22 protein-coding genes are annotated in these 24,925 nt (G+C 67.6%); 7 read left to right on the forward strand and 15 right to left on the reverse strand.

From position 1 onward, the window contains the following. Positions 1 to 574: 574 nt before the first annotated feature. The 11 genes from IB223_RS16335 to IB223_RS16385 form a co-directional block, all read right to left on the reverse strand. Positions 575 to 811, reverse strand: a complete 237-nt coding sequence (locus IB223_RS16335) for a hypothetical protein (RefSeq protein WP_142126313.1) — start codon at positions 809 to 811, stop codon at positions 575 to 577. Between the two features lie 1,186 nt (positions 812 to 1,997). Continuing rightward, complete coding sequence (locus IB223_RS16340; RefSeq protein ID WP_192202822.1) at positions 1,998 to 5,468, reverse strand: PAS domain-containing hybrid sensor histidine kinase/response regulator; 3,471 nt, start codon at positions 5,466 to 5,468, stop codon at positions 1,998 to 2,000. Positions 5,469 to 5,533: 65 nt separating this feature from the next. Continuing rightward, positions 5,534 to 6,931: an FAD/NAD(P)-binding protein gene (locus tag IB223_RS16345; RefSeq protein WP_225591176.1), complete on the reverse strand. Its 1,398-nt coding sequence runs from the start codon at positions 6,929 to 6,931 to the stop codon at positions 5,534 to 5,536. A gap of 64 nt (positions 6,932 to 6,995) precedes the next feature. Next, on the reverse strand, positions 6,996 to 8,405 hold the full coding sequence (gene cls, locus IB223_RS16350; RefSeq protein ID WP_192202824.1) for a cardiolipin synthase: 1,410 nt from the start codon (positions 8,403 to 8,405) through the stop codon (positions 6,996 to 6,998). 253 nt (positions 8,406 to 8,658) lie between these two features. Further along, complete coding sequence (gene rpmG, locus IB223_RS16355) at positions 8,659 to 8,823, reverse strand: 50S ribosomal protein L33 (protein ID WP_027070918.1); 165 nt, start codon at positions 8,821 to 8,823, stop codon at positions 8,659 to 8,661. A 13-nt stretch (positions 8,824 to 8,836) separates the two neighbouring features. Then, positions 8,837 to 9,073, reverse strand: a complete 237-nt coding sequence (gene rpmB, locus IB223_RS16360; protein ID WP_142125930.1) for a 50S ribosomal protein L28 — start codon at positions 9,071 to 9,073, stop codon at positions 8,837 to 8,839. A 391-nt stretch (positions 9,074 to 9,464) separates the two neighbouring features. Beyond that, entirely contained in the window at positions 9,465 to 11,237 is a 1,773-nt protein-coding gene (locus IB223_RS16365) for a DUF885 family protein (RefSeq protein WP_192202825.1), read from the reverse strand. A 224-nt stretch (positions 11,238 to 11,461) separates the two neighbouring features. Further along, positions 11,462 to 12,358: a ParB/RepB/Spo0J family partition protein gene (locus IB223_RS16370; protein WP_192202826.1), complete on the reverse strand. Its 897-nt coding sequence runs from the start codon at positions 12,356 to 12,358 to the stop codon at positions 11,462 to 11,464. Next, positions 12,358 to 13,155 carry an AAA family ATPase gene (locus tag IB223_RS16375; RefSeq protein ID WP_142125932.1) on the reverse strand — a complete coding sequence of 266 codons (798 nt, stop codon included), beginning with the start codon at positions 13,153 to 13,155 and terminating at the stop codon, positions 12,358 to 12,360. The genes IB223_RS16370 and IB223_RS16375 overlap by 1 nt, the downstream gene beginning before the upstream one ends. Before the next feature lie 186 nt (positions 13,156 to 13,341). After that, the gene (gene rsmG, locus IB223_RS16380) at positions 13,342 to 13,998 is read right to left on the reverse strand and encodes a 16S rRNA (guanine(527)-N(7))-methyltransferase RsmG (RefSeq protein WP_192202827.1); all 657 of its coding nucleotides are present in this window, start codon (positions 13,996 to 13,998) and stop codon (positions 13,342 to 13,344) included. Next, positions 13,995 to 14,621 carry a 4'-phosphopantetheinyl transferase superfamily protein gene (locus IB223_RS16385; RefSeq protein ID WP_192202982.1) on the reverse strand — a complete coding sequence of 209 codons (627 nt, stop codon included), beginning with the start codon at positions 14,619 to 14,621 and terminating at the stop codon, positions 13,995 to 13,997. The genes rsmG and IB223_RS16385 overlap by 4 nt, the downstream gene beginning before the upstream one ends. Before the next feature lie 177 nt (positions 14,622 to 14,798). Between IB223_RS16385 and IB223_RS16390 the strand changes: the two genes are divergently transcribed. Continuing rightward, entirely contained in the window at positions 14,799 to 15,056 is a 258-nt protein-coding gene (locus IB223_RS16390; RefSeq protein ID WP_142125935.1) for a GlsB/YeaQ/YmgE family stress response membrane protein, read from the forward strand. 96 nt (positions 15,057 to 15,152) lie between these two features. On the opposite strand, the gene xth is transcribed toward IB223_RS16390, so the two are convergent. The 3 genes from xth to IB223_RS16405 form a co-directional block, all read right to left on the reverse strand. Continuing rightward, the gene (xth, locus tag IB223_RS16395) at positions 15,153 to 15,923 is read right to left on the reverse strand and encodes an exodeoxyribonuclease III (protein WP_192202828.1); all 771 of its coding nucleotides are present in this window, start codon (positions 15,921 to 15,923) and stop codon (positions 15,153 to 15,155) included. A gap of 28 nt (positions 15,924 to 15,951) precedes the next feature. Then, on the reverse strand, positions 15,952 to 17,508 hold the full coding sequence (locus IB223_RS16400; protein WP_192202829.1) for an MFS transporter: 1,557 nt from the start codon (positions 17,506 to 17,508) through the stop codon (positions 15,952 to 15,954). Positions 17,509 to 17,606: 98 nt separating this feature from the next. Further along, on the reverse strand, positions 17,607 to 19,004 hold the full coding sequence (locus tag IB223_RS16405; protein WP_225591162.1) for a coniferyl aldehyde dehydrogenase: 1,398 nt from the start codon (positions 19,002 to 19,004) through the stop codon (positions 17,607 to 17,609). 56 nt (positions 19,005 to 19,060) lie between these two features. On the opposite strand from IB223_RS16405, the gene IB223_RS16410 reads away from it, so the two are divergent. Then, positions 19,061 to 19,609, forward strand: coding sequence for a gamma carbonic anhydrase family protein (locus IB223_RS16410; protein WP_192202831.1), 549 nt, complete (start codon positions 19,061 to 19,063; stop codon positions 19,607 to 19,609). Positions 19,610 to 19,651: 42 nt separating this feature from the next. After that, positions 19,652 to 20,032, forward strand: a complete 381-nt coding sequence (locus IB223_RS16415) for a VOC family protein (protein ID WP_192202832.1) — start codon at positions 19,652 to 19,654, stop codon at positions 20,030 to 20,032. A 13-nt stretch (positions 20,033 to 20,045) separates the two neighbouring features. Here IB223_RS16415 and IB223_RS18920 read toward each other — a convergent pair whose 3' ends face one another. Continuing rightward, positions 20,046 to 20,312: a YkgJ family cysteine cluster protein gene (locus IB223_RS18920; RefSeq protein ID WP_225591177.1), complete on the reverse strand. Its 267-nt coding sequence runs from the start codon at positions 20,310 to 20,312 to the stop codon at positions 20,046 to 20,048. Between the two features lie 161 nt (positions 20,313 to 20,473). On the opposite strand from IB223_RS18920, the gene IB223_RS16425 reads away from it, so the two are divergent. Genes IB223_RS16425 through IB223_RS16440 form a run of 4 tightly spaced genes read left to right on the forward strand, consistent with a single transcriptional unit; the run spans position 20,474 to position 24,897 of the window. Continuing rightward, positions 20,474 to 21,154 carry an RDD family protein gene (locus IB223_RS16425; protein ID WP_192202834.1) on the forward strand — a complete coding sequence of 227 codons (681 nt, stop codon included), beginning with the start codon at positions 20,474 to 20,476 and terminating at the stop codon, positions 21,152 to 21,154. Continuing rightward, entirely contained in the window at positions 21,151 to 22,149 is a 999-nt protein-coding gene (locus IB223_RS16430) for a stage II sporulation protein M (RefSeq protein ID WP_192202835.1), read from the forward strand. Before IB223_RS16425 ends, IB223_RS16430 begins: the two co-directional genes overlap by 4 nt. Then, on the forward strand, positions 22,139 to 23,701 hold the full coding sequence (locus IB223_RS16435) for a DUF4129 domain-containing protein (RefSeq protein ID WP_192202836.1): 1,563 nt from the start codon (positions 22,139 to 22,141) through the stop codon (positions 23,699 to 23,701). Before IB223_RS16430 ends, IB223_RS16435 begins: the two co-directional genes overlap by 11 nt. Then, positions 23,698 to 24,897, forward strand: a complete 1,200-nt coding sequence (locus IB223_RS16440; RefSeq protein WP_192202837.1) for a DUF4350 domain-containing protein — start codon at positions 23,698 to 23,700, stop codon at positions 24,895 to 24,897. The genes IB223_RS16435 and IB223_RS16440 overlap by 4 nt, the downstream gene beginning before the upstream one ends. Positions 24,898 to 24,925 lie beyond the last annotated feature (28 nt).

Raw genomic sequence — 24,925 nt, forward strand, 5'->3', positions numbered from 1 at the left:
TACGTGACTAAGACTTGGAACGTAGAGATCTAGGTTTGCCCCAGTCTGTAGGCGGACCTGGAGGACGCGCAACTTTGCCTCGACCCATCCCACGGTGCTGGCAGTGTCGTAGCCGTGCGCATCCGCAAGTTGAAAGAAGAGATCTTTGTCCACGACGCCGCTAGTCGAAAGGCGCGCGTCCATCTCTCGGTTGAACTGTTGAGCATCCATAGCAGCCTAACGCCTGAATTAAGCCGACCCGCGAAGCGGGTTCGGCTTGAATGAATTGTTAGGGCTCATGCTAGTTGAAACCCCGGTTGTGTGCTTCGGTCACCCATGCTGCATCTACTGGGCCATTGAATCCGACGACAGCGTCGATGCCGCAGTGCGGGCAGAGCGCGGTTTGTCCGATAGGCTCACCGTCCGTCCACTCCTGGATGACGCCAGGGGAGAACTCGGTAAAGCAGTAGAAACAGACCGCGATCTCACTTGCGAGCAGTTGCGTCCGATGCATTGACGAGCCACAAGTCCTTCCCATGAGCCCTAACGCCTGAATTAAGCCGACCCGCGAAGCGGGTTCGGCTTGAATGAATTGTTAGGCGTCATGGCCGACCGGCCCCAACACCCGCTCTGCAACACTCAGGAAGTCCGAAAGTTGAGCTGGATCCCCGCTACCGCCATCGCCCCAGACGGTCAAAGAAAGGTCTCCGAGCAAGTCCAGCGTGCTGCTCTCGCCGCGAGCATTGTATTGCTCGACAAATTGAATAAGCAGCATGTACGCCTGCTCTAGAGTGAGGGTACGCTGAAACTCCGGGTCGCTAAGCTTACGCATGCGAGGCTGCTTCTCCATGACGCCTAACGCCTGAATTAAGCCGACCCGCGAAGCGGGGTCGGCTTGAATGAATTGTTAGGCCCCGGCACTAGATGTGCTGGAAGCCTTGTAGATGGCTTGCCCACATTGCTCAGCTTGCTGGGCGAGTGCAGACAGCCAAGTGCACCACTCAATGTTTCCGATGCCGGCGACCGTCCGATCGCCCCAAGCCTTTGGATGACAGAGATCAATAATTTGGGAACAGACACTTTGACCCATGCTGGGAGTGGCCGCTGACTCCACCTTGCTTTGAACAAAGGCAAAAATATCTTCCACGTCGGGCTGTCCATCCAGTTGACGTGTCATTGCAAGGAGTGGCTCAAGCTGTGGAACTCTCATACGGGGCCTAACGCTTGAGTTAAGCCGACCCGCGAAGCGGGTTCGGCTTGAATGAATTGTTAGGCACCAGCCTACCCACTGAGAACCGCAGTGAAAAGCCTGCCACGAGACGACTCTAGACGGGCGACTACTTAGCAGGCATAACCATCGGCGCCAAGCAGAGGGAACTGAAACCTTAGAGTTGCTGCCGATACGTCTGAAGGCCCGAAGCCATTTGCCACGAGTATGGCAAGGAACTTGGTGTGCAATGCGGTCAGGGACAGCCGCAGTGGCTCGATACGCGGCAGCCCGGGTGGGTACGGGTCATCCTCCAAGAGGTCGACCGTTGCCTCTCGAACCCCAGCTTCCTGGCAAGCTTGATAGAGGTGCGGGTGAACATAACTCAAGCCGCTGCCCAGCGTGATGGGCTATGTCATGCGTCACACCAGCAAGTGCACGTTGCGAGGACATTGATCTGGTGCCTAACACCTAGTAGACCCCACTTAGGGGTAATAGCGCGGAGTATTCAGGCGGCGCAGTGAAGCGTCAACCGGGAGATGACCTTCTCATTCAATGCCTTGCAGGGGCCAGGAGTCGAGCGCTCGGGATGTGCCGTCGGTGTTATCTGCGGGGAGTAGGGTGGCGGTCAAATAGCAGGGCGAGTGCGGGGTGATAACGGGATCGGTTTGTGCGGACAACTTGCATGGTGGGTCGCCGCGGTTTGTCGCTCATCGATACGGATTCTAGCGATCCGTCGTTACATGAAACTGGTTCCCATCCGGCGGTCTGATTCAGTTGCGGAACGTGAGCACATGCGCGGCGGGGCCACTCAATCCACCGCAGGTAGCGATGCGGACACGTGGTGGGCGGCGAGGAAGGCGCGTAGCGAGGCGGGCTTGACCGGCTTGGTCAGCAGGCGGTATCCGCGTTCGCGGGCTTCGCGCTTCAGTTCGTCACGGCCATCGGCGGTGAGCAGGGCGCCGGCGATGGGGCCGGGGCTGGCGGCGCGGAGGGCGTCGAGCGTGGCAAGGCCATCGAGGCGGTCGTGCAGGTGGTAGTCCACCAGCATCACGGTCGGTGCCTGTGCGATCTTCTCGAGCGCTTCGTCGACCGTGGTGGCGGTGAGTACTTCCACCTGCCAGCGACCCAGCAAAGCCTGCATGCCGTCGATGATTTCGCGGTCGTTGTCCACGCACAGTACGCGCAGCCCGGCAAGCGAATCGTTTGCAAGCGTGGTGCGTCGTGGCGACGCGCGCCGTTCGCTGGTGGGGCTGCCGCGCGGCACGACGATGGAGAACATGCTGCCGTGGTCGACCTTGCTGCGCGCATCCAGTTCGTGCTGCAGCAGGCGGGAGATGCGCTGACAGATCGACAGGCCGAGGCCGAGGCCACGTTCGCCCCAGTCGAACGGCTGCTGGTAGCGGTGGAACTCGTCGTAGATCTGCCGCATGTGGTTTTCGGGAATGCCGGGGCCGGTATCCCAGACCTGCAAGACCACCTTGTCGGCCTGTGCGCGCATGCCGATCACGATGCGCCCGTCGCGCGTGTAGCGCAGCGCGTTGGCGAGGAAGTTCTGCAGCACGCGGCGCAACAGGCGGCGGTCGCTGCGCACGGGGATGGGACGTGCGTGCACGCGCAGGCTGATCCCGCGGCCTGCGGCAACCGGCGCGTACTGTGCGGCGAGTTCACGCAGCAGTTCGCCCGCATCGAAATCGCTGATCTGCGTCTGCAGACCGCCGGCATCCAGGCGGGAGACATCCAGCAGGCCATCCAGCAGTTCCTCGGCGGCACGCAGCGACGCGTCCACGCGCTCGGCAAGGTGCTGGCGTTCCTGGGCCTGTGCATCCGCACCCTGCTCGCTGTCGCGCAGCGCGCTGACGAACAGGCGTGCCGCGTTCAGTGGCTGCAGTACGTCGTGGCTGATGGCCGCGAGGAAGCGCGTGCGCGACTGCTGCGCATGCTCGGCGGCCTGGCTGCGTTCGGCCACGCGCTGTTCCAGCGTCTCGTTGGTTTCCAGCAGCTGTGCTTCGGCATGCTTGAAGTCGGTGATGTCGTTGTAGCTGGTGACATAGCCACCTCCGGGCAGGGGTTGCCCGCGCATCTCGATGACCTGGCCATCGGCGCGCACGCGCTCGAAAATATGCGGCGAGCCAGCGCGCATGTAGCGGATGCGCTTGTTGATCTGTTCGTCGATGTCGCCATCGCCCAGTTCGCCGCGTTCCGCGTTGTAGCGGATCAGGTCGGCCACCGGACGGCCCACGTAGAGCATGCCATCGGGATAGCCGAACATCTGCTGGTAGCGGCGGTTCCAGGCCACCAGCCGCATGTCGGGATCGACCACGCTGACACCGGCACTGATGTTCTCCAGCGTGGTGGACAGGATCTCGCGATTGAAGCGCAGCTCCTGGCCGGCCTGGTCGAGTACTGCGACCACTTCGCCCAGCTCCATGCCCGAGCCGCGCAGCACGCTGGTCAGCACGATGCGCGCCGAGGCGGCGCCGATGGCGGCCGCGAGCAGGCGTTCGGTGAACTGTACCCAGACGCGGTCGGCGGGCACATTCGGCTGCAGTTCGCGTTCCAGCAGCTGCGCCTGTTCGGCGAATGCACGCCGCGCATGGCGCTCGCCGACCACGCGTTCCGCCAGCGTGCGCAGGTCGCCCACGCGCACGCTGCCGGGCCATTCGCCGGCCACCAGCGCGGGGCGTTGTGCGTAGGGATCGAGGAATGGCGCGGCCCGCAGGCGTTCGTCCACGCCGGGGCGCGAGCGCGCGGAGACGATCATCATCGCGCCGGTGTTGACCAGCAGCGACCAGAACGTTCCGTGCGTCAGCGTGTCCCAGCCGCTCAGGCCGAACAGCTGCTGCGGCCGCAGCCAGGTGATGCCGAACGGACCGGCATGCAACCAGTGCGGATCGAACCAGCCGGCCTGGGTCATCGTGGGCAGCAGCAGCGTGTAGATCCACGTGGCGAAGCCCAGCACCATGCCCACTTCCACGCCGCGCCGGCTGGCGCCACGCCAGTACAGGCCGCCGATGAGCCCAGGGGCGAACTGCGCCACCGCGGCGAACGCCATCAGGCCGTACGACGCCAGCGTGCTGTCGTTGCTGCTGCTGCGGTAGTACGAGTAGGCCGTCAGTGCGAGCAGCAGGATCGCCACGCGGCGGATCCACAGCACGCGCGAGGCCACGTCGGCTTCGGCATGGTGCTCGGCCCAGCCGCGGCGCAGCAGCACCGGCATGATCAGGTCGTTGCTGACCATGGTGGCCAGCGCGATGCTGGCCACGATCACCATGCCGGTCGCTGCGGAGAAGCCGCCGACATAGGCGACGATCGCCAGCGCGGTACGGCCCTCTGCCAGCGGCAACGCCAGCACATAGCTGTCGTCGGCCACATTGGTGCCCCCGAACAGCGCGATGCCGGCGGCGGCGACCGGGACCACCATCAGCGAGAACAGCACCAGGTAGCCACCGAACAGCCAGCGCGCCTTGCGGATATCGCCCACGTCGCTGCATTCCACCACCGCCACGTGGAATTGCCGTGGCAGGCACACGATGGCGAGGAAGCCGAGCAGTGTCTGCGCGATGAAGCCGACCGGAGGCGCGTTCTCGAACAGCGTGCGGGCCGAGTCCGCGACGTGGATGTTGTTCCCGTCCAGCCACAGATAGGCGAACACGCCCACCGCGATCATCGCCACCAGCTTCACCACCGACTCCAGCGAGATCGCCAGCATCATGCCGTGGTGGTGCTCGGTGGCGTCCACCTGGCGGGTGCCGAACAGTGCGGCGAACAGCGCCATCAACAGCGCGACATACAACGCGGGATCCGTGAAGAAGCCGTGCGAACTGTCGCCACCTTCGCCGCTGAGCACGCTCAGGCTCATGGCGACGGCCTTGTACTGCAGCGCCAGGTATGGCACCACGCCGATCAGGGCGATCACGGTGACCAGTGCAGCGAGTCGGCGTGAACGGCCGTAGCGGGACGAGATGAAGTCGGCGATCGACACCGTGTTCTCGCTGCGTGCGATCAGGGCCAGCCGTTCGATGATGCGCCAGCCGAACAGCAGCAGCAGGACCGGGCCGAGATAGATCGGCAGGTAGCCCAGGCCGTTGCGCACCGCGCTGCCGACCGCCCCGTAGAACGTCCACGATGAGCAGTACACCGCCAAGGCCAGGCTGTAGACGACCGGCCGCAACCACGGGCGGTCGGGATACATCGGGCGACGGTCGCCCCACCACGCCACGCCGAACAGCAGCGCGGCATAGCCGACGGACACCAACAGCAGGATCCAGCTGGAAACCAACGCCCTCTCCCCCGGCGCTCAACCCGTCGCCGAGTGTACTGCGTGGCGCGGGCTGCGGCGGGCGGTCAGGCGGGCGTGGTGGCGAGCAGTTCGCGTACGGCGGTCTCGGCCTGGCCGCGCAGTTCGGGAATGGCGATGCTCTCCCACACGCAGCCGATGCGCAGGCTGCCGAGAATGAACACGCGCGGTTGCGGGTTGCCTTCCGCGTCGACCATGCGGCCGTCGCGCGCCGCCTTCAGGCCGATGCCATGCGGACCCGCCTGCGCATGCCCCTTGCCCAGCAGGTCGTGCAGCAGCGGATTGCGCATGGTCTGCGCGCGCATCTCCACACCCGTGGCGTTGACCACGTAGTCGACGTCGAACTCGTCGGTACGGCCGTCGCGGGTATGCGTGGTCACGCGCAGGCAGCGTCCCTCGGCCATCACCGTGTCCAGGCGGCCGCGGTGCAGCCGCAACTGGCCGCGATCGAGCAGGGCCTGCAGTTTCGCGTGCACCTCCGGCGCGATGCGGTGCCGGTGTACATCCCACTGGCGCACCACATGGCGCAGGAACCGGCGCTGGTCGGCGATGGACATCGATTGCCACAGCGCCTGGCCATGCGGACGGATGCGCTCCATGGCCGCCTGCCACGGCAGTCCGTCGGCGACCGCCTGCTTCGCTGCCGCACGCAGGAAGCGCATGCGTGCGCGCAGGTCCATCGTCTGCAGGGGAGCAGGATCGTAGGTCGCAGCCGGTCCGTGGCAATGCGGCAGCGGCAGCAGCGCGTGCCGCGACAACACGTGGATCGTGCCGGCGTGGCCGTTGTCGGCGAGGCTGAGCACGGTGTCCACCATGCTGAGGCCGGAACCGACGATGCAGAGGTCGGCATCCACGGGAATCGCCTTCACCGCATCGAAATCCCACGCGGCGATCGAATGGCCGTCCGGCAGTTGCGGCGCACCCCGTGCCGGTAGCGGCTTGGGCGTGTTGCCGACGGCCAGGACCACGCCACGTGCCTCCAGCGCGCCATGCCCGGCCAGTCGCAGCGTCGCACTGTCGTCGCGCGCGTCGAGTTCGAGCACGCTGTCGTGGACGACCTGCAGCAAGGCCGGACTGGCCGCGATGGCTTCCTGCAGTCGCGTGCGCAGGTAGTCGCCGTAGCGGCGACGCTCGATGAATGCATGCGCCAGCGTATCGCGGTCGGGACCGCCCGCGGGCGTGGTGGCCACGACATGGTCGAGGAAATCGGCAGGCCGGTCGTCGAAGGCACTCATGCGGCCCGCGGGGACATTCAGCACGTGCTCGCCATGGGACGTCGCATACGCGACGCCCTGCGCCAGCACCTCGCGAGGCTCGATCATCACGATACGCAGCGGCGTGGTGGCCTGGCGCAGTGCCTGCATCGCCGCCAGTACGCCACCAGCACCGCCACCGATGATCGCGAGGTCGCAGGGCGGCAGGCGGGGTGTCGTGGCAGCGCTCATGTCGCCATTGTAGGCGAACGGCATGCCGGCCCTCATGCGCAAGCTGCATGAGGGTGTGCCCACCCTACATCAGCGAGTCGGCCAGCCGTGCGATGCCTTCCCGGCTGCGCTGCCAGCCGGGGCGTCGCCGCCAGGCATCGCGTTCGACGTGGTCCGCATGCGCCAGGTAGTCGGCCTCGATCGCGCGGATGTGCGCGACCACCCCGGTGTCGTAGCAGACCAGGCCGATTTCGGCATTGAGCGCGAACGAGCGGATGTCCAGGTTGATCGAGCCGACCAGGGCGATGCCGTCGTCCACGGTCAGGTGTTTCGCATGCAGGAAATGCGGCCGGTACAGCGCGATCTTCACCCCGCAGGCCAGCAGCTCTTCGTAGTACGACTGCTGCGCCCACGCGGTCAGCGTCTGGTTGTTGGTGGCCGAAAGCACCAGTTGCACGTCCACCCCCGACAACGCGGCGATGCGCAATGCGCTGAGCGTGGCGTCGTCGGGGACGAAGTACGGTGTGGTCAGCACCACCTTGCGGCGTGCCAGGTGGATGAGTGCATTCACCGTGTCGCGCGCGTTCTCGAATGGATACGCCGGTCCGCTGGGCAGCAGTTGCGCGGCGACATCCTGTGCCTGCACCGTCAGGTCGGGGTGCACCTCGAGCCGCTGGCCGGTTTCGATGTACCAGTCGCTGGCGAACACGCCCTCCAGGTGCGCGACCACGGGGCCCCGCACGCGCGCCACCAGTTCGCGATTCGGATGGCCGGGAACGAACGTCGCGGTGGCCAGGTTCTGCGAGCCCACGTAGCCGATACAGTTGTCGATCACCGCCACCTTGCGATGGTTGCGAAGGTCCATGCGCCCGCTGCGTCGCCAGCGCAGGCCACCCGGCAGCATGTCGTGTACATCGACACCCGCGGCGCGCAGGCGCGTTGCATAGGCGCGCAAGCCGCGCTTCGCCCCGACGGCATCGAGCAGCATGCGGCAGGCCACGCCGCGTGCGGTGGCCCGGCAGAGTGCGGCGGCGATCGCTTCGCCCACCGCGTCGTCGAACATCAGGTAATACAGCAGGTGGACCTGCTGGGTGGCGGCGTCGATGTCGTCGAGCAGCGCGCGCAGCGAGGCGTCGTAGTCGTCCAGCAGATCCACGGCATTGCCATGGGTGGGCATGAAGGCGCCCTGGCGTTCGATCAGGGGCGCCATTTCGACGGCAGCGCCCTCGTGTGGGGACCAGCGCAGCGCGCTGAGCGGACGTTGTTCTTCGCGAATCACGTCGGTGGCCCGCGACTGCCGGTCAATGCGTTCGCGCGACAGCCAGGGATGGCCCAGCAGCAGATAGAGCGGCAGGCCCAGCAGCGGCACGAAACCGACCAGCAGCAACCAGCTGCGTGCAGCGGCCGGCGTGGTGCGGCTGGGAATCCACCACAGCGCCGCCAGGCGAATCAGCCAATCGACGATCAGCAGGGCGGTGCCGAAGGACCAGTCCATGTGGTGGATCCGTCCGAGGGGGATGGATCGATTCTGCTGGTGCTCGCGGGTAAAGAAAACCCGAAAGTAGTTCCTTCTCCCCGCAAAGCGGGGAGAAGGTGCCCAGCGGGCGGATGAGGGGCAGCTTTTGACTCTCCGAAGCCGAAAAGCAGAAAGCCCCGCCGAAGCGGGGCTTTCTGGGAGGCGCTGGACCCCGGCCTTCGCCGGGGTGAAACAGCGGCACAGGCGCATGCAGAGCATGCGCGCCGCTATTTCACTTGATCTTGCCTTCCTTGTAGATCACGTGCTTGCGCACGACCGGGTCGTACTTCTTGATTTCCATCTTGCCCGGGGTGTTCTTCTTGTTCTTGTCCGTCGTGTAGAAGTGGCCGGTGTTGGCCGAGGAGATCAGACGGATCTTGTCGCGCTTGGATGCCATGTTCGATTACTCCTCAGATCTTCTCGCCGCGCGCGCGCAGCTCGGCCAGGACGGAGTCGATGCCGTTCTTGTCGATGGTGCGCAGTGCATGCGCGGAGACTTTCAGCTTGACCCAGCGGTTTTCGCTGGCGACCCAGAAACGGCGCTCGTGCAGGTTGGGCAGGAAACGACGACGGGTCTTGTTGTTCGCGTGGCTGACGTTGTTACCCGTCATCACACGCTTGCCGGACACTTGGCATACGCGGGACATACGCACCTCGATGGATAATTGTGTCGCCCGTAGCCCGGGAGACGGCGGCCCGGCGGACGGCCTGCAGGGCAGGACGGACACCACGCGATACGGCAGGAAAACCGCTGCTGACCCAAGCCGGAATCGCGCTTCCGGCCGCAGATCCGGTCATGCCGGACGCAGCGAGCCGCGCATTATGCCGATGTTTCCCTTGCCCCGCAAGCACTTAGGTGGAGAAAGACGCCTGCAGGAGGGGCTTCAGCCCCGACCGGGGGTCCTGGACAGGGCGCTGGCTTCGGAAACATCGTGTGTCGGGGCTGAAGCCCCTCCTACAGCGTGACGCCGAGAGCCAGGCCCTGGTCCGGCATTGCAGGGGCGGCTTGTGGACAGGGTGGGCCGCGGCCCACCTGTGTTACGGCGCGGCCGCAGCCGCCTTGGGCGGGCCGGCCTTGCTCTCGGCGATGAAGGCCCGGATCTGGCTTTCCAGCACCGGCAGGGTCACCGAGCCCTGCTTGAGCACGGCGTCGTGGAAGGCCTTGATGTCGAACTTCGGGCCCAGCTCGCGCTCGGCCTCGCCGCGCAGGCGGACGATGGCGATCTCGCCCAGCTTGTAGCTCAGCGCCTGCGCCGGCCAAGAGATGTAGCGGTCCACCTCGGTGGTGACCTCGTGTTCGGACAGCGCGGTATGGTCGCGCAGGTAGGCCAGCGCCTGGTCGCGGGTCCAGTTCTTGTGGTGCACGCCGGTATCGATGACCAGGCGGGCGGCGCGCCACATTTCGTAGGTCAGGCGACCAAAATCTTCGTAGGGCGTCTCGTAGATGCCCATCTCCCTGCCCAGCTTCTCGGTATACAGCGCCCAGCCCTCGCCGTAGGCGGAGATGTAGTTGTCGCGGCGGAACGCCGGCTGTGCGCCCTGTTCCTGTGCCAGTGCCGCCTGCAGCGAGTGGCCGGGCGAGGATTCATGCAGGGTCAGGGCCGGCAGGTTGTACAGCGGGCGCGAGGGCAGGTCGTAGGTGTTCAGCCAGTACGTGCCCAGGCCGCCGCGGCCGGCGGTCCAGAATGGCGCGATGTCGGCCGGCACCTCGACGATGGTGAAGCGCCCGCGCGGCAGGGTGCCGATGTACTTGCCGACTTCGCCATCCACGCGCTTGGAGATCCACGCCGCGCGGTCGAGCAGCTGTTGTGGCGTCTTCGCGTAGAACTGCGGGTCGGTGCGCAGGAAGGTCAGGAAATCTGCGAACGTCCCCTTGAAGCCGGACTGCTTGATGACGTCCTGCATCTCGGCCTGGATGCGTGCCACTTCCTTCAGGCCGATCTGGTGGATCTGTTCGGCGTTGAGGTCCAGCGTGGTGTATTCGCGGATCTGCTGGGCGTAGAAATCCTTGCCGCCCGGCATGGCTTCCGCGGCCAGCGTGGTGCGTGCCTGCGGCACGTACTCGGTGCGGAAGAAGGTCAGCAGCGTGCCGAACGCGGGCACCACCTGTTGGCCGATCGCGTCGCGCACTTCCTTGCGCAGCGCTTCCTGTTCCGTCGCCGGGATGCTGGCCGGCATCTTCCTGTACGGGGCGTAGAACGTGGATTGTTCCGGATCCTTCAACTCCGCCACCGTGGCGATGGAGACGTCGCGCCCGTCCAGCACCGCACGCGGCACGCTGAAGCCGCGCTTCAGGCCTGCACGCATGTTGACGATGTGCTGGTCGAAGTAGCGCGGCACGTCGCGCAGGCGCGCGGCATAGGCGCGGTAGTCCTCGGCGGTCTTCATCGGCCGGCGCGCCATGAACGACAGGTTGGACCAGAACGACGAGTCGGAATTGAACGGCATCTCGTAGGCGCGCAGGCGCACCTCGGCGGCGAGGTTCTCGACCTGCGGCCGGTAGATGGCCAGGTTGATGCGGTTCTCCGGCGACAGGGCCGCTGCGTCGATGCCATCCAGGTCCTTCAACACCTGTTCCCAGACTTTCAGTCGCGCCTGGTGCGCCTCGGCGCCCACGTCCGGCAGGCGGCGCTTGTCGCCGCTGGTGTCGGTGTCCTCATCGGCCTGGCCGGTCTGTTCCTGCCGCCACTTCCATTCCTTCTCGTAGAGCGCCTGGAAGCGCTGGTCGGCGTCGGACGGGGCGAAGGCGAACGCCTGCAAGGGGGCGCAGGCGAGCAGCAGGGCGGCGATGCGGAGGTTCAAGGCGGGCATCCGGTGGAAGCGGAAACCGGATGGTAATGCAGCGTCGGCATCGGTGCTTTCTGTAGGAGCGACGTGAATCGCGACCATGGCGCCGACACGCGCGATGCCTGCTTCGTGCCGTGGGCTGCGGTACGAGAGTGGTTTCTGACGTCAGCGCCCGCCTCGGGAGGGAGGCGCGGTGGCCTGATGGCGTGCGGTCGCGACTTGCGTCGCTCCTACAACAAGCACAAGCATCACACTCGCGGGCGCAGCCGCTCCAGCACGCCGTCCAGGGTGTCCAGGTCGGTGTACTGGATGATCAGCTTGCCCTTGCCGCCGCGGCCGTGGGCGATGGTGACGCGCGTGCCGAGACTTTCGGACAGTTCGGTTTCCAGCGAGGCGATGTCGGGCTGCGGTGCCGCCTTGGCGGGCTTGGCTTTCTTGCCGTTGACCGGCACCTTGCCGGCGGCGAACTGCTGCGCGCGGTGTTCCACTTCGCGCACCGACCAGCCTTGCTCGGCGGCATCGGAGGCGAGCTTGCTGGCCAGGTCCGGCGACAGCGTCAGCAGGGCGCGGGCGTGGCCCATTTCAAGACGGCGCGCTTCCAGCAGCGCGCGGATGGCCGGCGGCAATTCCAGCAGGCGGAGCAGGTTGGACACGGCCGCGCGCGAGCGGCCTACCGCTTCGGCAGCTTCGGCGTGCGTCAGCGCGAATTCGTTGATCAGGCGCTGCAGCGACTGCGCTTCCTCGAGCGGATTGAGGTCTTCGCGCTGGATGTTCTCGATCAGCGCCATCGCGATGACGGTACGGTCGTCCAGGTCGCGCACGACCACCGGTACTTCGGCCAGGCCGGCTTCCTGCGAGGCGCGCCAGCGGCGTTCGCCGGCGACGATCTCGAACTTGCCGGGTGAAAGTTCCCGCACGACGATCGGCTGGATCACGCCTTGCGCCTTGATCGACTCGGCCAGCTCGGTCAGCTTGCCGGGGTCCATCGCCGTGCGCGGCTGGTACTTGCCCGGTTGCAGCTGCTGTACCGGCAGCGTACGCAGGGCTTCGCCCGGCTGGGCTTCCGGCGGTGGCGTCTCGGCGGCTTTGGGGCCGAGCAGGGCTTCCAGTCCGCGACCCAGGCCGCGCTTCTTCGGGGCGCTCATCACGCATGCTCCATATGCTGCTGTTGCTTCTTGCGGTCGGCCTGGCGGCGCAGGATCTCGCCGGCCAGGCCAAGGTAGGCCACGCCGCCGCGCGAGGTGCGGTCGTAGCCCACGATGCTCTGGCCGTGGCTGGGCGCTTCGGCCACGCGCACGTTGCGCGGCACGATGGTGCGGAACACCTTGTCGCCGAAGTGGGTGGTCAGTTCGCCGGAGACCGCGTTGGCCAGGTTGTTGCGGATGTCGAACATCGTGCGGAGCACGCCTTCGATTTCCAGGGTGGGGTTCAGGCGTGCGCGCAGCGCTTCGATGGTTTCCATCAGCGCGGACAGGCCTTCCAGCGCGTAATACTCGCACTGCATTGGCACCAGCACCGAGTCGGCGGCGGTCAACGCGTTGAGCGTGAGCAGCGACAGCGCGGGCGGGCAGTCGACGATGATGAAGTCGTAGTCGCCACGCAGCGGTTGCAGCGCGCTCTTGAGGCGTTGCTCGCGGCCGTCCGCATCCATCAGCTGGATCTCGGCCGCCGTCAGGTCGATGTTGCCCGGCATCAGGTCGAAACCTTCCGGGGTGGTCACCACGGCGGCCTTCGCCTCGACCTCGCCGAGCAGTACGTCGCAGGTCGAAGCCTCGACCTCGCGCTTGTCCACGCCGCTGCCCATCGTGGCGTTGCCCTGTGCATCCAGGTCGACCAGCAGCACCCGCTGCGGCGCGCGTGCCAGCGCGGCGGCCAGGTTCACGGCGGTGGTGGTCTTGCCGACTCCGCCTTTCTGGTTGGCGACGGCGATGATGCGGGCCATGCGAGGGGCGCCTTATCGAGTACGGGGTGAGGGGGGATTATGCGGGCTCGGGCGGGGCCGTGCGAAATGAAGGGTACGCACAAGGCGCCCGCTCCCGGTCAGCCCGAGGGACAGCCCCGCGCCGGCATTCGGGCGTGACCAGTCTTTTCAAGGAGTTACAGGTTCCGCGTGGCCGCGTTGCGCCGCTCAGTCGCGGCGCACGATGACCATGTGGCGTTCGCCGACCAGGCCCGGGACCGTCAGCGCGTGCAGGGCCTCCAGCGACCAGCCCGCCGGCAATGCCGCGATCTCCTCGTCAGGCCGTACGCCCTTCATCGCCAGCAGTGCCCCGCCCGGTTTCAGCAGGTGGCCGCCCACCTCGATGATGCCCGCCAGCACGTCCAGTGCCCGGGCGGTGAGGGCGTCGTAAGCCTGTGGTTCGTCCAGCGCCTCGGCGCGGGATTCGGCCACGCGGGCGTTGTCCAGTTTCAAGGTGCGCACCGCTTCGCGCAGGAAGCGCGCCTTCTTGCCGTTGCTCTCCACCAGGGTCACGCGCAGTCCCGGCTTGGCGATTGCCAGCGGAATCCCGGGCAGGCCCGGACCCGTGCCGAGGTCGGCGAGTGCGCCACCGTTCGCGGCGAGTCCGTCCACGAACGGGTGCATCGCCAGCGAATCCAGCAGGTGGCGCGTGACCATCTCGCGCGGGTCGCGGATGGCGGTGAGGTTGTAGGTCTTGTTCCAGCGATCGAGCAGGGCGAGGTACGCGAGCAGCCGTGGCGCCAACGCCTCGGCATCCAAGCCGAGGGCGGCCAGGCCATGGTGCAGGGTTTCGCGCATATCGGCGGGAAAGGCGGTGTCGTTCATCGCGTCATTATTGCAGGCCGCCACGCGGCCCCGCGCGGATGCCAGGCCAACGCGGCGCGGTAGTCCGCGCGCGGCGCCCATTCGTGCAGGTGCCAGTCGTCGGCGTGGCCGAGCGCGGGATCGCATGCCGCCAGCCATGCGCGATCCCCGTCGAGGCGGACATGGAAGCGGTGCAGGCCGAAGGAGATGCCCTGGCCGTGCGCCTTCAGCACGGCTTCCTTGGCGCACCACAGGCGCACGAAGGCCAGCATGCGTGCATCCTCGTCGAGCGAATGCAGCCACGAGGTTTCCTGCGGATGATAGAAGCGCTGCGCCAGCTCCATCGCGCGCGGGCGCGGGCGCAACCGCTCCAGGTCCACGCCCAGTTCGATGTCCTCGCCCAGCGCCAGCAGCAGCGCCTCGCCGCTGTGGCTCCAGCCGGTTTCCAGCGAGTGCAGCGGGGCGATGAAGTGCGGCCGTCCCAGCGTGTCGCGCGTGATCGGCAGCAGGTGCGGTGCGAGATCGAGCACGCGCGCCAGCTGCTCGCGCGCTGCCGGCTCGCCACGCAGCCGCGGGGCGTGCGGGAGCAACCACAGGGCGATGCCGTCCAGCCGCCAGTCCGCGGCCACGCTGCGCCAGTTCATCCCGCCAGGCCCGATGCGTGGTGCGGCACGGCGTGCAAGCATGCTGCGATGGCGCTATGTAGCAGGGGCAGGGACGCTTCCCCCATGTGAGTTAACGGCGGTTTCACGCCGCGCGTTGAAGATTCAAGCGTGCCCCGCACCATGGGGTTCTGTCCATTCAAGGGAGGAAGCAACGAAATGAATTTTCTCATCTATCTGATCGTGGGTGGCGTCGCCGGTTGGTTGGCCAGCCTGGTGATGAAGCGTGACGGGTCGCAGGGCATCATCCTGAACGTCGTGGTCGGCATCATCGGCGGCTTCCTGGGCGGTTGGCTGCTGCCGACGTTGGGCCTTGGCCTGGGCGGTGGCTGGGTAGGCTTCCTGATCACCGCCTTCATCGGTGCGGTGGTGTTGCTGCTCATCGTGAACCTGTTCACCCGGGGCAGGGCGAGGTAACGGTTTCGCCGCGGCCGCGTGCGCGCTTGAGACGCACCCAAGGCCCGTGGCAAGGAGAAGGCCCGGCATCCGCCGGGCCTTCTTCGTTTCCGTCGATCAGCCGCCCAGGCGCACCCACGCGGGCGCATGGTCGCTGGGGCGCTCCCAGGTCCGCGGTTCGCGGTCGATGCCGGATTCCACGGCGTGCCCACGCAGCGCGTCGGAGACCAGGGTCAGGTCGATGCGCAGGCCCAGGTTGCGGCGCAGGCCACCCATCCGGTAGTCCCACCAGCTGTAGACGTTGGCTTCGTCGCTGTGCAGGCGGAAGGCATCGTGCAGGCCCAGTGCGTAGAGCCGGTGCAGGGCGGCGCGCTCGGCGGTGGAGGTGAGGATGTGGTCGTCGTTCCAGACTTTGGGGTCGAACACGTCGCGGTCGTCCGGCGCGATGTTGAAGTCGCCCATCACGACCAGCTTCGGGTGCGCCTGCAGTTCGGCGGCGACCCAGTCGTGCACCGCATCCAGCCAGCGCAGCTTGTAGGCGTACTTGTCGGTACCCACGTCCTGGCCGTTGACCACGTACAGGTTCACTATGCGGACCCCGCCCACGGTCGCGGCGATCACGCGCTTCTGCTCGTCCTCGAAGCCCGGTATGCCGATCTGCACATCGCTGACGGGTTCGCGCGAAAGCAGCGCCACGCCGTTGTAGGTCTTCTGCCCGGCGAACACGCTGCGGTAGCCGAGCTCGGCCAGCGCAGTATCCGGGAAGCGGTGATCCTCCAGCTTGGTTTCCTGCAGGCCCACGATGTCCGGGGCGAACGCACCCAGCCATTGCGTGAGGTGCGGCAGGCGCACGTTGAGCGAATTGACGTTCCAGCTGGCGATCTTCATGGCGGCGATTCTAAGCCAGGCACGCCGGTCAGGCGCCGGCTCCTTCGTCGGCCACGGCGGCATGCGCGGCACCCTCGCCGTCGCGCATCAGCCGCGCCGACATCCAGGCGGCCAGCAGCATCATCGCCATGCCGAACAATGCGATGGCGCGCATGGCGCCGGTGAACGCGGCACGTGCAGTGTCGCCGACCAGCGTCCCGGCCTGGCCTCCCAGTTCGCCGGCTACCGCGACCGCGCCGCCCAGCGTGGACAGTGCGCGTGTCGCGTCGGCGTCACCCAGCGTCGCGGGCAACGCGGGGTCGAGCCACAGCCGGTAAGCGAGCATGCCGGCGCTGCCGAGCACGGCGATGCCCAGCGCGCCGCTGAGCTCCGCGCTCGTTTCCGCCAGCGCTGAGGCCGCACCCGCCCGTTCCGGCGGCGCGGTGGTGATGATCAGTTCGTTGCCCACCGTGAACACCGGTGCCATGCCCAGGCTCATCGCCAGCATGCCGGCGATCAGGATCCACAGCCCGTACGGTGGCATGACCAGTGCGGTGATGCCGAAACCCAGGGCGGCGAACAGCAGGCCCCGCACCATCACCCGCCGCGCTCCCCAGTGCCGCGCCAGTCGCGGCGCGAGCAGGGAGCCGACGGTAAAGCACAGCGACCACGGGACGGTCGCGATGCCCGCCTGCAACGGCGTCAGCCCGAGTACCAGTTGCAGGTACTGGGTCATGAAGATGTACACGCCCATCATCGACAGGCCGGCCAGCGCGTAGGCGACGATGGCGGCGGAGAACGCCGGCCGCCGGAACAGCGTCACGTCCAGGAACGGATACGCCAGATGCTGCTGGCGACGCACGAACAGCACCCCCAGCCCCAGGCCGAGCAGCAGCACCGCGATGCCGCGGACATCCATGCCGTATTCCGCGATGCGCTTGAGGCCGTAGACCACGGCGAGCACCGCGAACAGCGACTGCACCATGCTGGCCGGGTCGAGCTTGCCGGCATCGGGGTCGCGATACTCCGGCAGCAGCTTCGGGCCCAGCACCAGCAGCAGCACCATCACCGGTACCGCCGCCAGGAAGGCCGCGCCCCACCACCACCATTGCAGCAGCACGCCGCCGACCAGGGGCCCGATGGCGCCGCCGACCGAAAACGCCGCGATCCATACGCCGATGGCGAACTGGCGTTCGTGTTCGTCATGGAACATGTTGCGGATCAGCGACATCGTCGAAGGCGCCAACGTGGCGCCGGCCACGCCCAGCAGCGCACGCATCGCGATCAGCATCTCGGCACTGCGCGAGAACGCCGCCATCACCGACGCCGCGGCGAACGCCGCCGCGCCGATCAGCAGCAGCTTGCGCCGGCCGATGCGGTCGCCCAGCGTGCCCATCGTGATCAGGAAGCCGGCCACCAGGAAGCCGTACACGTCGACGATCCACAGCAACTGGCTGGCCGTGGGGTCGAGTTCGGCACTGATGGCAGGCAGGGCCAGGTTCAGCACGGTCAGGTCCATCGCATAGACCATGCAGGGCAGCGCGATGATGGCCAGCCCGATCCATTCGCGGCGGGTGGCTTTGGCGGGTACGGCGGTGGTCGACATGGCGGTCCGTCAGCAGGGGGTCATCCCGTTCGACGAACGGGAGCGACGATTCTCGACGAGGACGCGGACCAATGCCGCCCGCAATGCAACGGACCGGCTCAGCGAATGATGAAGTCGATGAACCGCGCTACTTTGGAATAAGGCGGCTTCAGCAGGTCGCTGCCGGCCCACCGTGGCTGCCACAGCACGGGCAGCGCCTTGCTCATCGCGTCGAACCCCGCGCGCCCGTGGTAGGCGCCCATGCCGCTGGGGCCGATGCCGCCGAACGGCAGCGCATTGATGCCGAAGTGCAGCACGGTGTCGTTCACGGTGACGCCGCCAGCCAGCGTGCTGCGCAGGATCTTCTCCACCCGCGCGCGGTCGTGGCTGAAGGGATACAGCGCCAGCGGCCGGTCGTGCGCGTTGACATAGGCGATGGCCTCGTCCAGCGAGCCGACCGTGCGGATCGGCAGGATGGGGCCGAAGATCTCGTCCTGCATCACCTTCGCATCGTCGCCGGGTTCGATCACCAGGGAAGGCGCGAACAGCCGCTCCGCGCGGTCATGCGCCGGTGCCAGCGCGACCACCTCGTGGCCGCGTGCGCGGGCGTCGTCCAGATAGCCTTCCAGCCGCGCGAACTGCCCATCGTTGATGATGCGGGTGAAGTCGCCGGCATCGGACAGGTTGCCGTAGCGCGCGGCGACCTGTCCGCGCAGCGCCTGCACCAGCGCATCGCGGCGGCTTCGACCCACCAGCAGCACATAGTCCGGCGCGATGCAGGTCTGGCCGCCGTTGAACCACTTGCCGGTCGCCAGTCGCGCGGCGGCCTGTTCTACCGGGAAGTCGTCGCAGACGATGGCAGGCGACTTGCCGCCCAGTTCCAGCGTCAGCGGGGTCAGGTTCGCCGCCGCCGCCGCCATCACCTTGCGGCCCACGGCAGTGGAGCCGGTGAACACCAGATGGTCGAACGGCAGCGCGGCGAAGGCGCTCGCCACGTCGGCGCCACCCGTGGCGACCGCGACGCGCTCCAGCGGGAACACCTCCGCCAGCAGCGAGCGCAGGAACGCGGTGGTATGCGGCGTATGTTCGGACGGCTTCAGGTAGACGTGGTTGCCTGCGGCGATGGCGGTGGCCAGCGGAATCAGCGCCAGGTTGACCGGGTAGTTCCACGGCGAGATCACGCCCACCACGCCGACCGGCTCGCGCCGGATTTCCGCGCGCGCCGGCCAGAACCGCCAGCCCACGCCCACGCGGCGCGGCTTCATCCATCTGCGCAGGTGCGAGGCCAGGTGGTCGATCTCGTTGAGTACGGTCATGCCGTCGGCGATCAGCGACTCGTGGCGCGAGCGGTGGCCGAAGTCGGCGGCGATGGTGTCCGCCATCTCCGGCAACCGCCGCTTCAGCGCCTCGCGCAGCCGCTGCAGGTCGTTGCGGCGCTGGGCCAGGTCGGGCTTCTTCGCCTGCCATGCCTCGCGCAGGCGTTGCAGGGTGGCGCTCAGGTCGGGCGTGGCGGTCATGTCCATACGCCGGAGTGTAGTCCGGCCGCATCGGGCCTGCTCGCTACAATGCGCGAATGACCTCCCTGCGCCCCTATCTTGACCGTTTTCCCGTCCTCGGCCCGCGTGTCTATGTGGACCCGGCCGCCACCGTGATCGGCGATGTCGAACTGGCCGAAGACGTGTCCGTCTGGCCGGGCAGCATCCTGCGCGGCGACGTCAATTTCATCCGCATCGGGGCCCGCACCAACGTGCAGGATGGCACCATCGTCCACGTCAGCCACCACAGCCCGTACAACAAGGCCGGGTACCCGACGCTGATCGGCGCGGACGTCACCATCGGCCACGGCACCATCATCCACGCCTGCACCATCGAGGACCTGTGCCTGATCGGCATGGGCGCCTGCATTCTGGACGGCGCCACGGTGAAGAAGTACGGCTTCCTGGGTGCCGGCGCGGTGCTCGGCCCCGGCAAGGTGGTCGGCGAGGCCGAACTGTGGCTGGGCAATCCCGCCCGTTTCGCGCGCAGGCTCACCGACAAGGAGATCGAGAGCCTGCATTATTCCGCCGCGCACTACGTGCGGCTCAAGGACCATTACCTGCAACCAACACCGCCTGCGGCATGATGCCGCGTGGCGCATCCGGCGCCGGCATCGCAGGAGGGCCGCATGGCCTGGAAACCGGAAGGCTATACATCGGTCGCGCCCTATCTGGTCGTCGACGGCGCGCAACGTACGATCGAGTTCCTCCTCACTGTGTTCAACGCCGAACCGCTGCGCATGCATCCGGTCGGCGAAGGCAGGCTGGGGCATGCGGAAGTCCGGATCGATGACACCGTGTTGATGCTGGCCGACGCGGCCGATGGCTGGCCCGCGATCGCCAGCCACGTGCATCTGTATGTGCCGGACGTCGATGCCACGTGGGCGCGTGCGCTGGCGGCGGGCGCCGACCCGGTGCAGGCGCCGGAGGAAAAGGGCGACGGTGACCGTCGCGGTGGCTTCCGCGATGCCGGCGGCACCACGTGGTGGATTTCCACGCAGGTGGCGTGACGTCGTACCGGCGTCAGGGCGTTGTCGCGTGCTCGAGCGCGGCGAGCAGTGCCAGTGCCTCGGAGCGGCTGGCACCGCACATGTCGGGCCCCGGTTTCAGGGTGCCGCAGAACGCGGGGCGTTCCGGCCTGCCGAACAACCGGCAGCGCAATGCATCGTCCAGTTGCACGCACGCCACGCCTGCCGGCTTGCCGTGCGGCATGCCGGGGATGGGCGAGGTGATCGACGGCGCGGTGCAGCAGGCCGCGCAGCCCGGGCGACAGGAAAAGGACGTGTCCATGATGGCGCGCAGTGTAGTGCGGCTGGGCAAGCGCGACGCGGCCGGCTAAAGTCGCAAGGCACGGGGAAGGCGCATGGACAGCGGAACACGCCACTTCAATCACATCGGACCGGTCGCGGCCACCACGCCGCCAAGGGCGCAGCGCCCATGGTGAACGGCTGATGCTGGACACCTACCGCGAAGTCATCACGCCCGAGGGCGTGGGCCTGCACCTGCCTGCGGCGGGCCCCGTGCCGCGTGCGCTGGCGTGGGGCATCGACCTGGCCATCCGGCTCGGCGTGCTGATGATCATGGGCATGGTGCTGGCCATGCTGGGCAAGGTGGGTGAAGGGCTGTACCTGATCGGCCTGTTCCTTGTGTTCTGGGCCTATCCCATCGTGCTGGAATCCGTGTGGCACGGGCAGACGCCCGGCAAGAAGGCGCTCGGACTGCGCGTGGTATCGGCCGATGGCGCGCCGGTGGGCTGGCTGGCGGCGATCACGCGCAACCTGCTGCGCACCGTCGACATGCTGCCCTTCGGCTATGCCGCCGGGCTGGTCGCCTGCCTGGCGGACCCGCATGCGCGCCGCCTGGGCGACATGGTGGCCGGTACGCTGGTGGTGCATGCCGGCAACGAGCGCGAACACGCGCCGGCACCCGTCAACACGGTGTTCGTGCCGCCGGCGCGCTTGCTGCCGGAAGAGCAGGGCGCGATCGTGGCGTTCGGCGAGCGCGCGCCACAACTGACGACCTCGCGCCAGGAAGAGCTGGCCAACCTCGCCGAGCCGGTCACCGGTGCGCGTGGAGAGGTCGGCGTGCAGCGCCTGTACGGCATGGCCAACTGGCTGCTGGGGCGGCGATGAGGCAGGAACAGTTCGTCGCCCGCCACCAGCCCGAATGGCTCGCCTTCGAATCCTGGTTGCAGGCGCGTGGTGGCAGCGCCCGGAGCGCGCGCCGCGAGCGCAACAACGGTGTGCTCACCGATGAAGACGTGCCGGCACGCTACCGCCGCATCTGCCAGCAGCTGGCGCTGGCGCGCAAGCGCGGCTACAGCCCCGTGGTGGTGGACCGTCTGCAGGCACTGATGCAGCAGGGCCACGGCGTCATGTACAGGACGGCGCCACCGCGCTGGCAGCGCGCGGTGCGCTTCCTGCTGGCGGAGTTCCCGCGCCTGGTGCGCAGCGAGGCCGGGTGCATGTGGGTGGCCGCCGCCGTGTTCGTGGTACCGCTGGTGCTGATGTTCGTGCTGCTGCAGGTCCGACCGGAGCTGGTGTACAGCATCGTGTCGCCCGAACAGGTGGCGATGTACGAGCGCATGTACGACCCGAGCGACACGCGCCATGCGCTGGGGCGCGAGAGCGGCAGCGACTGGCAGATGTTCGGCCACTACATCTGGAACAACATCAGCATCGGCCTGAGGACCTTCGCGGGTGGGCTGCTGGCGGGCGTGGGCGCGCTGTTCGTGCTGATTTTCAATGGCATCGGCATCGGCACGGTGTTCGGCCACCTGCAGCAGATCGGATACGGCGATCCGCTGTGGCGCTTCGTCTGCGGGCACGCACCGTTCGAACTGACCGCCATCGTGCTGGCCGGTGGCGCGGGCTTGCGACTGGGTCTGAGCCTGGTGGCGCCGGGACGCCAGCGGCGCGTCGATGCGCTTGCCAGCGCGGGTGCGAAGGGCGCGCGACTGTGCCTGGGCGTGGCCTTCATGTTGCTGGTGGCCGCGTTCATCGAAGCCTTCTGGTCATCGACGCAATCCATCCCGGCTGCGGTGAAGTACAGCGTCTCCGGTGTGCTGTGGACCCTTGTGGCGCTGTGGCTGGGCGTCGGCGGACGCGGGATGGCCGATGAGGATTGAGCAGCTGACCGTCCGCCTGCGGGCGCGTTCGGACTGGGAGGCCGTCGAGCTGGGCATGGCGCTGGTGCGCCAGCATGCCGGTGCGGTCTGGAAGCCCTGGCTCTGGCTGACCCTGCCCGTGTTCGCCCTGCTCAACCTCGGCGCGTGGTGGATCGACCAGTTCTGGCTGGCCATGCTGCTGATGTGGTGGCTGAAACCGGCCTTTGACCGTATCCCGCTGTACGTCATCTCGCGTGCCGTGTTCGGCAGCGCGCCCGGTACGCGCGAGACATTGCGGGCGCAACGGCATTGGGGCCTGCGCACGCTGCCGCACCTGCTCACCTGGCGGCGCTTCAGTCCCGTGCGCTCGCTGTACATGCCCATCGACCTGCTGGAAGGCGTCCAGGGGGATCGCCTGCGCCAGCGTCGTGGCGTCCTCGGTGGGCAGGCGTACGGCACCGCGATCCTGCTGACCTGGATCTGCCTGCTGTTCCAGGCCGTGCTGGTGATGGGGGGCGTTGTCGCCGTCGTCATGTACCTGCCGCAGGACCTGCTGCCGGACAGCATGCAGACGGCGTTCCGCATGGTGGCCATCGAGTGGCCGGCGTGGCTCAAGCTGGCGTGGAATGCACTGGCATGGGCGGCCATCAGCGTGGTGGAGCCGTTCTACGTCGGCGCGGGGTTCGGCCTGTACCTCAACCGCCGCACGCAGATCGAAGCCTGGGACCTGGAGATCGTGTTCCGCAAGCTGCGCGCACGGCTGGCGGCGGTTGCGCCGATGCTGCTGGCTGCGGTGCTGTGGGCCGGTGCGGGCGGCATTGCCGAAGCCCAGGAGCGCCACGGCGCACCGCCGGCCACGACCACGCCGCAAGCCGAAGCTCCCGCCAAGCCAACGCCGCCGACGCTGCCCATCGTGTTCGGCGACCAGCGTGTGGACGATCGCGCGTTCCGCGAAGCAGCCGATGAGGCGTACCGCGATCCCTTGCTGGATCGCACGCGCACGCAGGCGTCGTGGGAGCGTCGCGACACGGCGGAAGAAGATATCGAAGATCCGCTCGACGGCGACAAGGCCTGGCTGTCCGGCTTCGGCAACGTGCTCGCCTTCATTGGCGAATGGGGCCTCTGGCTGGTGGTGGGCGTGCTGGTGCTCGCCTTGCTGGCGACGGCGCGCTACTGGTGGCCGTGGATGCGCGGCATCCGGGGTCCGCGCATGCAGCCGCCGGACGCGCCGCAGTCGGATGCACTGGTACTGCCCGAGGCGCTGCCGGACGACATCGCCACCGCGGCGCGCGCGCTGTGGCGCGAGGGACGTCCGCGGCATGCGCTGGGGCTGCTCTACCGCGCGAGCGTGGAGAGCATGAGCCAGCGCGCGGACATCGCGCTGCCGCCGGGCGCGACGGAAGCCGAATGCCTGCGCGCATCGCGACGCATGCCACAGGCGGAAGACCGGCATGCCTTCGCGCGCATCGTCAGGACCTGGCAGTACGCGGCCTACGCCGAGCGGCTGCCCGGCGAAGACGAGTTCGATGCGCTGGTGGGTGAACTGCAGCGCCGTTACGGGTGGGCGTCATGACGTCCGCGCGCCGCAATGGTCGCCTGGTGGGTGTGGGCCTGCTGGTCGTGTTCGTGGTGGTGGCACTGCTGGCCGTGTGGTTCCGGCATACCTTCCACCGTGTCGAAAAGACGTTCTATCTTCCGCCCGATGGCGAAGCGGCCTACAACCCGCTGTACGCGCTGGCGAAGACGCTGGAATCCGACGGCGTGAAGGTCAACGCGCGCCAGCGCCTTCTGCTGGATGACAACGCGCTGGCGCGCGAGGATACGTTGTTGCTGTTCAACGATCCGCGCGCGCTGTCGCCACCCGAGGCCGATCGCCTGCTGGCATGGGTCGAGGCCGGCGGGCATCTTCTGATCCGCACGCCGCTTTACTCGCCGGGCGAAGACCTGGCCGGGCAGGATGCACCGCAGACGGCCATGCTGGACCTGCTGTCGGTCTGGCTGATGGACGGGGAGCCCGAGTGCGAAGCCTTCCAGGTGGAAGGCGAAGACCATCATGTCGAGTTCTGCGCCGGGCGGCGTTTCGCTTTCGATGACGTGGAGCCCGAACTCGCCTGGGGCAACCTGCAGGACGGCTATGTCTACGCGCGGCTGTCGCAGGGGCGTGGCCACGTGGATGTGCTGGCCGACTTCGATTTCATGGCCAATACCGAAATGCGGGCGCGCGCGCGCGGTGCGCTGGACGAGCCGCCGAAGGGCGGCCTGCGCGACGGTCCGCATCGCGCGCTGGCGCGGCAGGTGCTGGCGCCCAACTACGGTCGCGGCACCATGCACCTGGTTTATGCCGCCGAGATGCCGTCGCTGTGGCGCATCCTGTTCGTCCGCGGCTGGATGGTGTGGGCACCGCTGCTGCTCGCGCTCGCCGCCTGGTTGTGGATGCGCATGCAGCGGTTCGGCCCATCGGTGCCGTCACCGGCCGGCGAGCGCCGCTCGCTGCTGGAGCACGTGCGCGCGAGCGGCGAACATCTCTACCGCTACGGTCGCGGGGTGATGCTGTACGCGGCGGTCCGGCAGGCATTCCTCGCCCGGCTGCGCCGACGCGATCCTGTCGCCGCCGCGCTGTCCGGCGATCCCCAGGTGGCCGCCATCGCGGACCGCACCGGCCTCCCGGCCGAGCGCATCCGCGTGGCCCTCAATGCGCCCGCCTCGCACGACAGGCAGGCATTCCGTGACCGCATTTCCCTGCTGATCCAACTGAGAAACCGCCTATGAACGACGAGACCGCCGCCGCGCCGCCCGC

The sequence above is a fragment of the Pseudoxanthomonas sp. PXM03 genome (assembly GCF_014852005.1).
GTDB lineage: Bacteria > Pseudomonadota > Gammaproteobacteria > Xanthomonadales > Xanthomonadaceae > Pseudoxanthomonas_A.